Origin of the sequence: Diaphorobacter sp. HDW4B (assembly GCF_011305535.1) — a bacterium.
GTDB lineage: Bacteria > Pseudomonadota > Gammaproteobacteria > Burkholderiales > Burkholderiaceae_C > Diaphorobacter_A.
Map to the genome: position 1 here is coordinate 5195936 of NZ_CP049905.1, position 15506 is coordinate 5211441.

Sequence of the window (15506 nt, forward strand, 5' to 3'; positions counted from 1 at the left end):
GTCCTCAAGGTGTGGAGACCAGACGCCCACCCGCAGGCGCCGATTGCGGCGCTGGCGATGGTTGGAGCGGAATGGCGACAGCCGGTTGGCCAACGGATGCGTCAAGAATCACGCGACGGACTTCCACCCGGCGGTTGACCGCAGCCCTTGGGTTGCCGGGATCTGCCAGACGTGTGAAGCCAAATCCAGCTGCCTGCAAGCGATTGGGATTGAGTCCGTGGCGAACAATCAGGTATTGCTTGACCGCGTTGGCACGCTCCAGTGACAACCTGTTGTTGTACTCGGCACTGCCTGATGCATCGGTGTGACCTCCCAGTTGGAAGCCCCACTTCATCAGGCTTTTGTGGTTCAGTGCGGCACCCAGTTCGTCCAGTTGCATACGGCCATGTGGCAGCAGTTCGGCCGAGTCATAGGCAAACTGCACGTTCAGGTCCACTGCTGGCTGGTAGGCAGGCGTCTGGTTCGATACTCCATTGCCTGCACGGTCCAGCACGATGTCTTTGCTGAGTGACTTGACGATGGTGTCGGAGCCTACGAGAGGCGCTTGCTCCGATGGTTGGGCAAAGCTTGTCGAACTGCAGAGTAGCATCATGACGGCGATGCGCGCCGCATGTTTGTTGATGAAGTGATTCATGGTGGCTCGTCCCTTCTCAGCGCTGGGACAGCGGGGTCACCACCTGCTCGATGGCAGGATAGGAACCCTCAGGCACCAATTGCAGGTACTGGCTGCCGCGTGCGCCATCCTGACGATAGACGGGCTGGCTGCTGCGAGCCTCGGCGTTCGCTCGCGGGTGGCGGATAGTCAGCACATACCGTTCATTGGGCGCCCCGCCGAATTTGAAGTAGGCATTGGGCTCCAGTGGAAGTTCGACGACTTCACCGGGATTGCTTTGTACCGATGTACCTGGACGAGGCCACACCTGTCCCGTGCGTTGGCCACGCCATGGACTGTCACCTACCACTTGATCGATGGCGGCGACCGATTCGAAACTGGTGGCATAGCGCACCTTGAATCGCTCGCCTCGCGCAATGCCTTTTGACACGGGTCGCACTTCGCGCCGCTGACCCGCTGCATCCAACACGACGTAGCTGACCGTCAGACCTTGGTAGTTCAAGCCAGTGTTCCACTGTTGCGCCGCCTGCGCAGCAGCTTGTCCAAGCAAAGGAAGCTCTGGCTGGCCAAGAATCACGGGGGCCGCTTCAAACGAGGGCGCGGGAGCAGGAGTGGCGACAGGCGGAATGAATTCCTGCAACGTGACAGGCGCACTGACAGTGAGCACCACTGGTGTGACAACCTGCTCAATCCATTGGCCGAACGACACAAATGGACTGGCGATGACGGTAGTGGCAGCTGTGGCGGCAACGGGCGCGCTGGTAGGCTCGACGATCACGGTCTTGCCTCCCGTGGCCTGAGCATGCGCGGCCTGGGTCAACAAGCCCATGGCCACGAACAGCAAGGCTGGGATGGGTTTTACCGACGATGCGTGGCAATCGCGTGGTGTGTGCAACATAGGTGGTTCTCCGATTTGGACGTGTCTTGCTTCACAGCACGTGGGCTATGCGTACCGTGGTAACCAACCCTTGACCTGAAGGATTGAGGACATAGGTCGACTCAGGAGTGTTTTGCGTGTCCAGGCGAATGTCCTTGCTAGCCCCCCCTTTGAAGCCCGCCAGCCAGTTGCCAAGCCATCCAGAAATGCCTTGAGGTACATCGACTGGCTCAAGCACCACATGAAGGCGATCCTCACCAGACGTGCCCGTCAGCACCATGCGAGGCGACACGGTTTCCTGCCCCACACGAACATGCCCACTCCAAACCAGACTGGTGACCCCAGCAGGGTTTGTGTTGTGGATGGAGACTTTGCCGCTACGTGATGCCAGCAACTTCACGCGAAGTCGCTCACCGGTGCGAAACAGGGAATTCGTGGACCGAGGCGTGAGCGTACCGTCTGGGCTCTCCACAAGAACACTCAGCGCCATGGCATCCGATGTCGCAGGCGTCGACACGGTCGTGACCGGACTGATGCGGTCGAGCACGATGTCCTTGGTATCTGCCAGTACGCCCATGGACGCACTCAGCGAAATGGCCGCAGCAACGACGCAGTGAAAGCGAAGCGTGCGGGGCATGCGAAAAGTCTTTTGGAAACTCATATCACCTCTCCTTTGATTGCAATGGATGAACGTCAAATTGACGGGCAATTCAAACGACTCAACCACTACAGACGAAGTCCTCATGAAAACGTCAGAACACTGAGAATTAAATCAATTTGGTTCACCAATTTTGAATATTTGACAGCCTGAGACAGGGATGACGAACAGCGCTAAGACAGCCAGATTCATATAACCGCCATAGCCAAGCTCTGAGTATCTTCCAAATCGGGTAGGCAAGTTCATTTCGTTACACCCCAAATTCATCCATCTGGAGATTCAAACACCTGACATATTCCGGTTTGGGTTTGTCCATGCGCCCAATCTCGACGAGATGTACACATGTGATCTCCTCAACTACTAGTGCCAGCGCTGTGCTTGCCAAGAGTAGTAGTTGAATGTTGTCTTTTTGCTGCATCGGATGCTGAACAACAGTGCGTCCTGCCAATGGCCACTCTGAGTTTGGGATACCAAGTGGTAAAGATTTGACTTGCAGTCGTTGAGAGCGAGTGTGTACGCATATAGGAATGCCAATGAAATCCCAGAAATTGCTTCCCATCGCCCAGCAGCTCGCATTGAAGTTGTTAGATGTCAGGTCCCGGATGATTGGATCGTAAAAACCAAGCGTCCGCTACTGTTCAGCCGAGAGGTACTCAAAGCGGTTGTGGCAACATGGCGCATCGAGACAGGAGAGACGCCATGCTGATCTCATTGCACAAGAACGCAACCACCACGCCAGCGATTCGCCTGGCGCTGCAGCAATCGAGTGCGTCCGACCACGAGCTTGCGCAGCAATATGGCATTGGACTTGGTACGGTGCGCAAGTGGCGCCATCGCACAAGCGTGCAGGATGAAAGCCATACCGCTCATCACCTGCAGACAACGCTCAACGCAGCGCAGGAAGAGCTGGTGATCTATCTGCGATCTCAACTGCTGCTGCCTCTGGATGATTTGCTGGCAGTCGTTCACGAATTCATTGAACCTGCGATGAGCCGCTCGGCGCTGGATCGATTGCTGCGTCGCCGAGGACATTCGCGCTTACCCACGGCCGTTCGAGCCGAGCACGAAAGCAAACCGTTCAAAGCCTATGAGCCGGGCTATGTGCACATTGATGTGAAGTACCTGCCCCAGATGCAGGATGAGAACAAGCGCCGATATGTCTTTGTTGCCATTGACCGAGCTACGCGTTGGGTGTTCATCCAGATCAAGCAATACAAGACGGCAGCGGCTGCGCACGCGTTTTTGGCGACCCTGAAGAAAGCTGCTTGCTTCAAGATTCGCACGATCCTCACAGATAACGGCAAAGAGTTCTCGGATCGTCTGTTTGGCAAGCACGAGAAGCAACCAAGCGGTGATCACGAGTTTGATTTACTGTGCAAGGAACTCGGTATAGAGCACCGACTCACACGGCCCAGAACGCCACGTACCAACGGAATGGTGGAGCGCTTCAACGGAAGGCTCAGCCAAGTGCTGCGCACGCATCACTTCAACAGTGCAGAGGATCTAGAGAAGACGCTTCATCGCTTTGTGTGGCTGTACAACCAGCAGATTCCACAGAAAGCTCTGCGGCATGAAACGCCCGTTCAGGCCCTCAAGCGATGGCAGGCGTCACATCCAAAATTGTTTGAAAAGAACGTGCGCAATCATCCGGGACCTGACAGTTAGATCACAGAGGCGTCGCGAGAAGTCGCTATATCTTTTGGACGCGGATACACCACTGCCATCAATGCCAGTTGGGAACCTCTCAAAACCTCCCGACGTCGCTGACTCACGTCATCTGATGCAGTAAATTCGCAGCATGATCACCCCCCGCAGTGCCCTGAAGTTCGACCTGTTCGCCGAAGCCTCCCGCAAGCGCAAGATCGATGAAGTGGGCGATCCGCTGCAAGTCATTGCGCAGCACATCGACTTCACCGCGCTGGCCCGTCTGGTCGATGGAATCATCGAGCGCAGTGATGGGCGCAAGGGTGGTCGTCCGGCCTATCCCACTGAGGTCATGGTACGGGTGATGGTCCTGAAGAGGCTCTACAACCTCTCGGACGAGCAGATGGAATATCAACTGCTTGACCGCATGAGCTACCAGCGATTTTGTTTGCTGCAAGACTCGATGAACGTTCCGGACCGCAACACCATCTGGCGCTTTGGCGAGCGCCTGGGCGTGGATGGAGCCACGGCTTTGCTGCATGGCGTGGACGAGCAATTGCATCGTCATGGCTACATCGCGCGCGGTGGTCAGGCCATCGATGCGACCTTGGTGCCAGCACCGCGCCAACGCATGAACAAGGGCGAACGCGAGCAACTCTCCAACGGCCAAAGACCTGAATGGGGTGATGCCAAAGATCGGCAAAAAGACATCGATGCCACCCACACCAAGAAGCACGGCAAGCGCTACTTTGGCTACAAGCTGAGTGTGAGCGTCGATCACAAACACGGCTTCATCCGGGGCGTGGCCACGGGGACAGCGAGCGAGCACGACGGCCATCACTTCGATGAAGTGCTGGATATGAAGAACACCGGCAAAGAGGTCAATGCCGACAAGGCCTACCCGAGCGCTCAACGCATCAAGATGCTCAAGGTGTTGGGCTTCAAAGATGGCATCCAGCGCAAAGCCAAAGCGAAGCAGCCGCTCAGCGAATGTCAGGAGCAACGCAATCAACGCATTGCCAAGCGCCGTGCGCGTGTCGAGCACGTGTTTGCAGGCATCCGTCACATGGGCGACAAGTTCGTGCGCACGATTGGACAGACCAGAGCCACCACGGTCATGACGATGATGGTTGCGTGCTACAACTTGAAGCGCCTGGCGTCGTTCCTTGAAAACAAGGTCGATCCGTTCTTCAAAACAGCGAGCTCAAAGAGACCGGTGCGCCTGCAAACGGCGAAGGCCTGAGAGTCGGGGGCGCAATGGGCCCGAAATGACCCAAATCTGCGTTGAACAAACCAGTCAATGAGCAATCTGCTCGCCATGCGGAGTGGGCGACTGGGGAATCGCCGGTTGTGAGAGGTTCCCTCTTGCACTCCACGCGCGAAATTCACAAGCCATCCCCACTCCCTATGGAAATTTGTTTCCAGAATGTAAGGCGGCATTTGAATTTAATCAATTGTAATAAACTATATCGCCATATCGATTGACATTTGATATTGCTCAAATCAATTTTGACCAACGAAATTGGGAAACCTCTGCACAAATCCTGATGATCTGAGCTCAGCGTTCAGAACACACGCAGAGTAGATGTGAAGCAAAGCAATCTTGGGATGACTGATACCGCAAAGCGCACGTATCGCTGGCAGTTCCTGGAATCCTTGGCGCGAGTTTTTCCATAGCGCGCACTTGTTGCTTTACATGGCGCACGTCATGTGCGTGCAAATTTACGGGAGACCGTTTAACGAAAGCGACATTGCATCAGGGATAGTCGAAACCCATTGTTTCAGGCTCCGCTCATTGACTACCGTGGTGTTTGACGTCGATTGCTGTGGAACCGCTTCAACAACATCCATCTCGGTTTCCCGTTTGCCTTCCAGTATCTGCCTCACTGCCTCGTCAATCGTGTTTGGAATCATGGGCACAATCACCGTCACATCGCGCTTCTGACCCAACCGATATGCCCGATCTTCCGCCTGACGCATGAGTGCTGGCGTCCATGGCATCGACGCAAACACCACATAATTCGCGGCAGTCAGCGTGATACCGACACCTGCGGCCATCGTTGTGCCGATGAACACCCGAACGTCGGGATCGTCCTGAAACGCATCAATGGCTTTCTGACGCTTCGTGGCTGAGTCAGCGCCGACCAGTCGCACGGCCTTGACTCCTGCAAAAGCAAACGCGTCGTACATGGCGTTCACGGTGCTCATGTACTCGCAGAAAATGATGATCTTGTCCTCTGCCTGCAGGCTCTCCACGGTCTCGATGAGGAACTGAGTTTTGAGCGTCTCCAGACACTGGCGCAGCTTGGTGATCTTGGGCATGGCCGTCAACGACATGTCCGAGTAGATATCGCGGTACGCCGCCAAGCCGCCTGCTGGTGAGATGTACCGCATCTGGTGGGTCTTGGATCCAAAGTCCTTCAGCACATCCTTGCGCCTGCGAAGCATCCAACCCGAGAGCGCGTTGGCCAACGTGGCTCGCTTGTCCTTTCCGCCAGTGAACTCGGACCTGAAGTCTTTCATTGACATCGAGCCCAGCGGGTGGCCGGTCAGCCGCAGCAGTGTGTGCAGCTCGATCTCCCTGTTCAGTAGCGGTGTGCCGGTCACCACGTAGCGCTTGGGGATCCGCGTGGCCATGACAAACGCATTGCGCGTCCGTCCCGACTTGTGCTCCTTCAGGTAGTGCGCCTCGTCGACCGCCATCACCGCGAACTCCAGACCCACCTCGCGCACCAAACCGCCCAGTCGTTCATAGTTGGCGATGACCCAGTTGCATTCGTACAAGCGAGAGATCCGATCCTCTCCGACGAAGCCCACCTGAGCTTCTGTATAGACCGCGTGAATCTCGCGCTCCCAATTGATCCGCAGCGAGGCCGGGCACAGGATGAGTACCCTGCCCTCGCCTGCCGCCAACCGTGCGCCCACGACCGTCTGGCGGGTCTTGCCAAGGCCCATGTCATCCCCCAGACAGGCTCCCGTCTGTCCCACGATATGCCGCACACCAGCCACCTGATAATCCCGCAGTCCCGAACTGGCCGCGATCTCAGCCAGTTGCGCCTCGTCGATTGCGACTCGCACGCTTTCTTGCAGCTCCGCCGACATGTAGCCCGTGCCATTGTCGGCCTCCTCGGAGGCTCCATCACCCCGCGCTGGAGAAGGCGAAGGCACCTTGATCGGCGAACTCTCAGGCACAGCTGAAACGAGATCCTCCAGGACGACCTGCTGCTCGTGCTCAAAGATGAACTCCGGAATGACGCCCGCGATACTCCTCAGCACCTCGAAAATCCGCGTCGCACCACCGCGGACTTGCCAGGCGGAAGCCGGTTTGTGAAAACTCCCGTTGAGCACCCGCATCGCCTTCACACACAGCGCGTCATATGCAAAGCTGACCGCGTGCTGGCCCTTGCTCAAATCGCCTTTGGAAAGCTCGAAGATCTGCACGTCAAGGAGCTGCGTGAAGAAGTCCGGCTCAGGCGAGCGCAGTGCCGCATGCAGCAACGTGGACGCTCCGTCCAGATCCACGTGCTCGCCGTCGTAGACCGCACGCAACCAAGCCAGAGCACGATCCACATCAGTCTGCTCCAGCACCCACATGCGACGTCCGGGACACCACCATGCTCCAGTTCTGGAGAGCTTGCTCGCCATGCCGGGCACATTGAACAGTTGCATGCCCAGTCGACGACCATCAAACACCGCCTGAACCAGCAGTTGAGGTGCAGAAAGTGTGATCGGGGAAATGCTCATCTCGAAAGTTCTGGCTCAAATACTGAATTCGAGACGCTCAACATGTGATGACAGCGTCGCCATCACCACACATTGAACGCTGCGCAGGGATATCAGGCGGGTTCCTCCGCTACATCCTTCTCTGCGTTTTCGCGCTGCGACTGCGCAAAGGTGATGCTCTCAATACGTGAAAGCTGCAACGCCACGTCTTCCGCAACGATCTTGATCACCTGCACATCGTTGCCGTTCTCATCCCGGCCATAGAAGTCACGTTCCTCGCCGATCACCAGCACACGAGCACCCCGCCGCAGATGCTGCGCACAGGCTTCGGCCTTGCTGCCGTAGATCTCGACTTCACGCCAGAATCCACCGATCTGGGATATCTCCCCGGTCCCCTGATCCGTTCCGTAGCGCCCAAAAAACACGCGCATGTTGGCGACCACGAACTCCTCGGCGGAATTCTTCTTCTTGATCCGCTGAAGCGTTGGCGACTTGGCCAGATTTCCTTTGCCGATAAACAGGTTCTGCATAACAACTCCCTCTCGGCGCAATTCAAATTGCTCACCCTGATGCACCAGTCCGGGTGAGCACCTCCCTCCGAAACCTTGTACTCATGCCATCGACATCCCGCGCACCGGAATGACTTTGGCAAAGACATGCGTTTGACGCCGTTGAACCTCCTGCCTCACTTCTCGCGTGGCCTTGCGCAGGCGCAGATGTCGGGCGTTCAGTTCCAGTGCCCTCTCATTGGCCTGCTCGTACCAGTGGCGAACAGCGCTCGGCAAACATGAATAGATGGCCATTGCGTCCTCCCAAGAAACATGTTTGCGACTGCCCACGCCACGCCAGCGCAGCGCCATGTATCCGTCGGAAGAACGACGGTGCTCGGCCAGATAGATCTGCAGGCCCGGGACCTTTCTGGTGATCACCGACAGCTCGGTCATGCTTGCTTCGACCGTGTCAACTTCGATCACCAACTGGCGCAGCGTCTGGGCGGTGCCCCTACCCTTAAAGGCATTTGTGTCAGCCAGGCTTTGACAGGCTTCGCCCACCATCGTCTCCCTCGCCCACGCGATCACGTTGACACGGTTCCACACCGGATACTTCCGCCCACCCCTTTCTTCACGATGCCCTTTCATCACCACTTTCCTTTCTTCACACCTGCGCCAACCTACTGGACATCGCTTCACACAAGACCTGACTCTGCTTCCTGACCGAGTACCGCCATTGCCTCAGCCTTGGACATTTCCACGCCGACAGACTGCAACAACCTCCTCTCGTGCTCGGTCAGCGAATATCTGCGTCGTGAATGCCTTGGCTGCATCTTTGCGGTGAACACATCTGCAGGCACCATGCCGAAGACCTCTTTCACGAACTCGACGCGCTTGTTCGCCTCCTCTGTTGCATACTCCACAATGAAGTCCAGCCGAGTGAGTCCGTGGATTTCCGAACGGGCAAGCCAGCGGTCGAAGCGTCCTGTTTCATTGAAAATGCGGCGCACAAAGCGTGTGAGCTCGGCGATGGTCTGGCGCATCTGTGCATCGCTGCGCAAGGTCTTGCGAGCCAGCGTCTTCTGCAATCGCACGAAGTAGTCGTAGTCCACGATCAACCTACTGATGGCGTAGCCGTATGGCGACCGGAAGCCCAGTTGCAATGCTTGTGGTTCGGCCGATTTGAGGACAGAGAAGCTCAGGCCGCGATCATGCTGACGATGCAGAAGTGCTTCAGCGTCCTTGATTTCTGAGCGCAGGCGCTCTTCCACTTCGCCAATGGACTGCTCATGGCGCAACAGTGCCCAGTCAGCGTATGGGTTGTCGTTGGCCGTCAGAATCCACAGATTGCGCAACGAGCTGGCAATGCGTCGACCACCAACGATGGGTGCGACCTCGGAACCCGGCTCTCGCCCGCGCCCCATGAAGAGACGGAAGGCCTCTTTGGTGTGCAGCGTCATCGTGTCGTCCTCGGAATCCACGAGTCGGCCCAACTCATCCATGGCAAAGTATTCCGCCGGTTTGACTTGCTGGTCAGAGCCTTTGCGCGTCTGGAACTGCGCCTGCATTTTTGCCAAACGGTCTTTTCTCTCTTCCAGTTCCAGATAACGCTCGTAGAGCGGATCGGACTCATCCATCGAGCCTGCGAGAAAGCCCGCCAAAACGGACTCCTCCCCGGCAATCGAATAGCCGTCATCGAATGGTGATCTGGCTTCTGTCGAAAAGCCAATGGCAGATTTGGGCGCGGCAATCAGCGCCTCAGGATCAGGAGCAACACTCCTGCCCACGGTTGATTTTTTGGTGGCCATGATTCGCTCGCAGAAAATGGTTGATCAACGGTCGGAACCTTTGAATGCGGCAAGCGGGGACGCGTTGATGGCATCAAGGAATGGGAATGGAGTGGCACGCAAGCCCGGCAGCATGGTGCTGAGAGGCTCACGATTCAGGAACTCAACCAATGCATCTCGATTGACTGTGATGACGGTGCGGTAGTTGGGGTGAGGTTTAACGTCGATCAATCCCAAATCTGCAAGATCCGTCAGCGATCGCTGGACCTGTTTGGGTGAAATTTGGCCGTTCAATGCATCCAAGGAAATTTTGACTGCAGAGCTTTTAACTTGCCTCTCGTCCCCGTGGTCATGCAACAAATATCCAAGAACTACGGCATCGCTGTATTTGTTTAGCCGATGCACGATATGAGTGAAAAGCTGCTCACTAGTCATTTGACCTCCGATGAATTGATGACTTCGTTCACTAAGACAAAATGTCTTACTGCGCACTCGGTCCGCGGTAAGACAAAACGTCTCACCGCACCACCAACGTGTTTTGAAGCGAGAGAGCGAATCCAGTGATGGGATCACTTCGTCACCTCTCGTCGAATTGATTTCAAGTAGCGCCGGGCGTTGGCCAATCCCTCTTCGGGGGAAATCGCAGACATGGCATCAGCCTCTTGCTGCTTCTGCAGATACGCGTGATGTGCTGCGAGGCGATTCTTCCACTGCGTTTCTTCAACGCGCTGAGCAGCAACACTCTCGGCAAACGCCAATTCGATGCTTCCGGTTTCAAGGGCGTTTCGCAAAAAATGCAGGTAGCCCGGAGGGTTGGTGATCGCTTTCTTCGGATTGCCAAGCTGGCCTTCAAGCTCGTCCAGCAGCAATTGACGATGCTCGGGACGCGCTCGGCAAAGTACCTTTCGCACGGCGTCATGCCAACTGCGATCCAATGCTGGAGGCATCTCGTACACCGCTACGTCATCCGGCCCATTCCCACTGGTTTTGCTCGCGTTGCTTTCCCCGATTTGGATTGGAATTTCTTTACTACGACGACACTCCGGTCCTGGTGGAACAGTTTCAGTGGCTTCGTCACACTCAACGATCTCGCGCGGAGCATTTGTAGTTGTATTGATAACCTTTGTTCTATTTATGTTTTGCGCTTTCGGCAGCTTAGTTTCGCGATTTGGGCAAATTGGTTTTGCGGTTTCGGCAGGTAGATTCGCGTTTTCGGCATCCTGCGTACATTCAAGTTTTGCGCTTTCGGCAACTGTTTGACACGCGCTTCCCTGTGCAGGTGTGTCAGCGGGTTGCCTGATTCCCGCAAGAGGCTTGAAGAGACGTCGAGAAACGATTCCTGAGGGGTTCCGGAGAACGTCGAGAATCAGAGATTCCGGGGTTGATGCTTCATAAACACCTGCACGCTGGGTCAATGGTTCGGCCACAGGGCGGTCCCCAAAAAGCTGCTTTTGCACCGGCGTGGAGATATTGAACAGCCGCTTGGAATGGGGCGTGACCGGATCTGATTTCACCAATGTCAGCGAGTGCGAACTGGACAATTCCGCAGGGACTGTTGCTTGTTTCCGTGATGCCCTCAAAGGCTTGCTTGCCTGACATTGGATCAACGCGGTCAACGCCTGCAGGTTGATCTCGACCAGATCGCCGTACTCAACGATTAGTCCCACTTGTTTGAGCCGGTCACGCGCATTGCGTTGTGTCTTGGGACCAAGGCACAAGGCATTGCGAAGTGCATTCTGGGATACCTTGAACCCAGCTCCCTGACGCGGATACGTCATGAAGTGACGGTGCTGATGCAGGAGATAGGACAGGTACAGACCAGAGGCGACACTGCCAGTGATGTCGGCCAATGGGCGATAGAAGCTGACACAGCTTTTGAACAGCGGAAGAAGCTGCTGCCAACTCGGTACGTGATCCACCACGGACAAACCAAGCCATTTTGCAAGCTCGCCCAAGTCGACCCTGAAATGCAGCTTTGCTGGCCGACCTGCCAGCATCTCCGTCAGCAGTTTGTGCTCGATGAGGAGCTGGCGTGCGCTGACCTGTTCGCGCGTGGACAGGCCCGTGGCTTCCGTGCATTGCTTGGCGGAGAGGAAGAACCAGCCTTCCCGGCTCTGGAACTTGGTCTCGACATGCCGCGACCAATACAGAGCATGCCCCAGAAACAAAGCCGCTTTGAAGCTCCCCAGCTTGTCTGCAAGCACCGGGTGATACTGTACAAAGCCTTGGGAGCTGAGTTGATGCAGCGCGGCTTCGGTTGGCATGGCTCTTTTCAGGATCGCGTTCACGGCAAACTCACTTCACACGTACGGGGCGTGACGTCGGGAACGCTTGGCGATCGCTCATCGCGCTCGCCAATGGTTCCGAGGTTTTGAGCAGGTGCCGCGCCACGAGGGCCATGTGCAGCCGGTATGTGGGGGTCTTGCGCTGCCCTCCTGCCTCCGTCAAGAACCCCAGCTCGGCCAGCCGTGTGCGACAGCTCACCTGCTGTGCACGTGTGATCCCTGTAGCCGCCTCGCAGTCTCTAGCCGACATGGTGAACACGAAGTCATCACCATCGAATGCCCGTGAATCCGCATTGGCTGCCAGTGCAAGCACGTGTGAAAGCCACAGCCCTACAACGACACTGCCCGTGATATCGACGTAAATGCGGTGGAACGAGATGGGACTTTGGCCAAGCCAGTTCAAGATCGTCGCCTGCCCGAGTAAGACGCTCGCATCATTTGTTGCGAGTCCATCAGGTGCATACTTTGCGACATAGTCTGGAGCATCCAAAGCAGCTGAAGAAGCACTTGAAAGGGATACGGTATCTCCAACTGCAGGCATGGAAGCCAATGCGGTAAACGCCATGTTGACTCCCTTCATCACGACGGTTTGGCGACGCCAAGGCTGTCAAGCGCCGCTTCCAGCGAGACGTAAGCACCAAGCCAACAGGAACGATCCCAAGCGCCCCCGTTCAAGCAACGGACAACGTAACGTGCGCCATTGGGCCAAGCTTGCAGCCAGCGCGGCCGTCCTTCTTCCCAGGACTGGCGACCCTTCTCTGCATACTCATCAGCTCGAGATGCATAAAACTCGTCCATTTCTTCAATCGTGTCCACGTTGATGAATGGGCGGTACCACCACTTGCGATGGCTGGCTGGTCGCAACTCGTTGGGAGTGTTGTCAAAGTTGCGTGGCAATACGGGATTGATCAGAACCCCACGGACGCAATCCTTCGCTTTGAATTTGAGGCCATCGATGACGTAAGTGGTCAGTTCAGATTTGGACATGGCTTGACCTTTCATTCATGCGTTCCGGGATCGAGCTCCAACTCGGAATCAATGCATTCGGAGAACTCGGATATCGTTTGCTGTAACACGTCTATGCGCAGGTGGTCAAAACGCTTGTGCAACTCGTAGATCCGATCACGGCAGGGCTCGCCCGCCATTTGCGTCTGGATCCCAAACCATTCCTTGTGGATGGCGTCACGCACCTCAACCAGCGGCATGGGGACACGGCCACCTGTTCCACGACCAGGACGAAGCACCTCACGAAGGCCGCGATACTCGTCCTGCGAGAGCTTGAAGTAGCTGCAGACCATGCGCCGCGATGCGCCATGAATGACGAAGTACTCACGCAGTTCCAGATGACTGCGGCGCATGTCCAGAAGCCTGAGTCCACTGTCCAGAACGTGCTCCGAGAGCGTGAACTGGATGTCCAGCGGTGTCTGCGCCAGGTTGATGAAATCCCTGCTGGGCCGGTGCCTCAAGTTGTCGAGAAACTCAGGTGAGAACCCTGCCCGCAGCAAGTGATCGATGTGCCCGTCATCTATCTGTTCGACCATGTGTTCGATCAGCATCCGCTTGATCGTCGGGTCTTTGATTTGAATGTGTTTCATACTCCCTCCCTCACCTTGATTACGGTGCTCTCTGTCCAAACAGCGGCACGAATCCCTGCAGTTGCCGCTCAGGGTGATTCACGCGGATCTGCTCCATCTGCGAGAGCATTCGAGTCACGAGATAGCCCAGCTCCGGATGACTAAAAAGCGCACCCAGTCCCTCCAGATTGATGGAGTCGTAGGGTTCCCCCAAAAGTTCGCTACTCGTCTTGTGGAAGGCCACTTCTCCTTGGCTATACAGGCCACGCCAAAGAATCGGCTCGCCGTCCACCTCGGCATTCATGTCCACCGTGCACCGCTGGTCCAGTTGCCCGGTCAGACTCACCAAGAGCTTCCAGAGCGCCAGCCGGTACGGAATCATTTCTGGACGGATCGGAGCACTGCCGATGTGACCAACGCCCTGTTTGGGAAAGTCGAGATACAAGCCGAACGCCAGATTAGATTGGTCCGTAGTGAAGACCACATCGGATATTTCTACCAACTGCTGGATCTCCCCAAGCGTGAGAAACAGAGGTTCCAAGTCCGCCGTGAATGACTTGGAATCGGATCGAGGCACGCTCGAATCGGATATCTGGGTGCTTGGCAATACAGGCAGCGAACCGCTGTGCGGCGTGACATTGCGGCCCGTGGTGTTCGTGACTGACTGCTCGCCACCTTGAGGTTTGGGAGACGCTGCCGCAAGCATCCTCCCCAGCGGCATTTGCGCAGACGGTGCCGGGCCTGTTGAACCCTGCTGAGTGGCCGCTGTCGGGGTTTGCGGCGCGACGTCGACCAGCAGCAAGGTGTCGACAGAAATCCGCGGATTGCTTTCCAGCGCCTGCGACATGGCTGCCAGCTTCGAAGCCTCATATCCCAGCGCATTGGCAACTGCACTGCCGAGGTCAGCAATCAAAGCCGGTGTATCAAGGCCGCTCAACCCACCTTCGGAATCGACATCCTGCACCTCCGCGTTCACCGGTGATCGCTGCGTGCTGAGCCCGGCTGCGCAGCGGTGAAGTGCATCGGACACGGCTTTTTCCACCGCAGGCGCGTTTCCGATCTTCACAGACACTTCGAGAAGCGCGCTAAGCTGAGGACGAATGATCAGATTCACTTCTCTCGTTTTGAGCCACGGCCCGATGGGAGCCAGATGCTCCACCGCGAACATCATGTTCTGCAGCATGCGCAAGCCAAAGTTCAGTCCACTCGACTGTTTGAGCTCACGGTTCAAGTCGGCGGCCGAAAGCGCCTTGCCTGCCTCTTTCTCGAAGTGCACCTTGAACGACTGGACGCCTTGGGCCTTCTCCCAAAACGAGATTCCGCCACGTTGCTCGTTTTCCGCGAGGTGAGCCGCAATCGTGGACGCATTGCCCCTCCAGACCTTGACGATCACGGTCAGGCGAGCAAATCGCGGATCACCCTCTTCAAACAATTCCTTGGCAATTTGAAGACGTGTGTTTCCGCCTCCATAGACCATGTATTTGGAGGCACCCGGACGCTTGGTGACACTGATGGAATTGAGGATGCCGTTCGCACGGATCGACGCCTTGATTTCGTCGTAGAGCGGATTGGGCTCGGTGCGCGGGTCATACTCGTAGCGCTCGATGTCCGTGATGGCAAGATTGGACACGCTGCCATCGACCACATCGAGTGGCGACATGCTCCCCATGGCGTTGCCCGGAGGTGGCGTCCCCAGCAGCGACTTCTTGGCGATATCCTGGTAGCTCGGCTTCTTGCCGCTTTTATCGAACGTTGCCACGGCATCACTCTCTTTGTCGTGTGCACGAAAGTTGCCCAGCTTCAGTTGCGCAGCACGCTGCGTTGCAGTCAGCAGTTCAGGTGTCTTGAGCATGA

At 56.5% G+C, this 15506-nt stretch carries 15 protein-coding genes; 2 read left to right on the top strand and 13 right to left on the bottom strand.

The annotated features are described in order from the left end of the window. Positions 1–4: 4 nt before the first annotated feature. From G7048_RS23680 to G7048_RS23690, 3 genes are read right to left on the bottom strand one after another with little or no spacing between them, the layout of a single operon-like run. Positions 5–634 (bottom strand): OmpA family protein, encoded by a 630-nt coding sequence (locus G7048_RS23680; protein ID WP_166070487.1) that lies wholly within the window; start codon positions 632–634, stop codon positions 5–7. Positions 635–650: 16 nt separating this feature from the next. Then, complete coding sequence (locus G7048_RS23685; RefSeq protein ID WP_166070488.1) at positions 651–1511, bottom strand: hypothetical protein; 861 nt, start codon at positions 1509–1511, stop codon at positions 651–653. 31 nt (positions 1512–1542) lie between these two features. Then, positions 1543–2151: a hypothetical protein gene (locus tag G7048_RS23690; RefSeq protein WP_166070489.1), complete on the bottom strand. Its 609-nt coding sequence runs from the start codon at positions 2149–2151 to the stop codon at positions 1543–1545. Between the two features lie 696 nt (positions 2152–2847). On the opposite strand from G7048_RS23690, the gene G7048_RS23695 reads away from it, so the two are divergent. Together G7048_RS23695 and G7048_RS23700 are read left to right on the top strand one after the other, a co-directional pair. After that, a complete protein-coding gene (locus G7048_RS23695) occupies positions 2848–3813 on the top strand; it encodes an IS481 family transposase (RefSeq protein WP_166070324.1) in 966 nt (321 codons plus the stop codon). Positions 3814–3949: 136 nt separating this feature from the next. Continuing rightward, positions 3950–5035 (top strand): IS5 family transposase, encoded by a 1086-nt coding sequence (locus tag G7048_RS23700; protein WP_240933321.1) that lies wholly within the window; start codon positions 3950–3952, stop codon positions 5033–5035. Between the two features lie 479 nt (positions 5036–5514). Here G7048_RS23700 and G7048_RS23705 read toward each other — a convergent pair whose 3' ends face one another. The 10 genes from G7048_RS23705 to G7048_RS23750 all read right to left on the bottom strand — a co-directional run bounded on the left by G7048_RS23705 (position 5515) and on the right by G7048_RS23750 (position 15504). Then, on the bottom strand, positions 5515–7536 hold the full coding sequence (locus G7048_RS23705) for a DEAD/DEAH box helicase (protein ID WP_166070491.1): 2022 nt from the start codon (positions 7534–7536) through the stop codon (positions 5515–5517). A 92-nt stretch (positions 7537–7628) separates the two neighbouring features. Further along, a complete protein-coding gene (locus tag G7048_RS23710; RefSeq protein WP_240933092.1) occupies positions 7629–8090 on the bottom strand; it encodes a single-stranded DNA-binding protein in 462 nt (153 codons plus the stop codon). 36 nt (positions 8091–8126) lie between these two features. Further along, complete coding sequence (locus tag G7048_RS23715) at positions 8127–8654, bottom strand: hypothetical protein (protein ID WP_166070492.1); 528 nt, start codon at positions 8652–8654, stop codon at positions 8127–8129. 47 nt (positions 8655–8701) lie between these two features. Next, the gene (locus G7048_RS23720; protein WP_166070494.1) at positions 8702–9814 is read right to left on the bottom strand and encodes a PFL_4669 family integrating conjugative element protein; all 1113 of its coding nucleotides are present in this window, start codon (positions 9812–9814) and stop codon (positions 8702–8704) included. A gap of 24 nt (positions 9815–9838) precedes the next feature. Next, the gene (locus tag G7048_RS23725) at positions 9839–10228 is read right to left on the bottom strand and encodes a hypothetical protein (RefSeq protein WP_166070495.1); all 390 of its coding nucleotides are present in this window, start codon (positions 10226–10228) and stop codon (positions 9839–9841) included. Positions 10229–10362: 134 nt separating this feature from the next. Continuing rightward, the gene (locus G7048_RS23730; RefSeq protein ID WP_166070496.1) at positions 10363–12081 is read right to left on the bottom strand and encodes a hypothetical protein; all 1719 of its coding nucleotides are present in this window, start codon (positions 12079–12081) and stop codon (positions 10363–10365) included. Between the two features lie 7 nt (positions 12082–12088). After that, the gene (locus G7048_RS23735) at positions 12089–12643 is read right to left on the bottom strand and encodes a hypothetical protein (RefSeq protein ID WP_166070497.1); all 555 of its coding nucleotides are present in this window, start codon (positions 12641–12643) and stop codon (positions 12089–12091) included. Between the two features lie 14 nt (positions 12644–12657). Further along, the gene (locus G7048_RS23740; protein WP_166070498.1) at positions 12658–13065 is read right to left on the bottom strand and encodes a hypothetical protein; all 408 of its coding nucleotides are present in this window, start codon (positions 13063–13065) and stop codon (positions 12658–12660) included. 11 nt (positions 13066–13076) lie between these two features. Then, on the bottom strand, positions 13077–13673 hold the full coding sequence (locus G7048_RS23745) for an STY4526/YPO1902 family pathogenicity island replication protein (RefSeq protein ID WP_166070499.1): 597 nt from the start codon (positions 13671–13673) through the stop codon (positions 13077–13079). A gap of 19 nt (positions 13674–13692) precedes the next feature. Then, the gene (locus G7048_RS23750; RefSeq protein WP_166070500.1) at positions 13693–15504 is read right to left on the bottom strand and encodes a ParB family protein; all 1812 of its coding nucleotides are present in this window, start codon (positions 15502–15504) and stop codon (positions 13693–13695) included. Between the last annotated feature and the right edge of the window lie 2 nt (positions 15505–15506).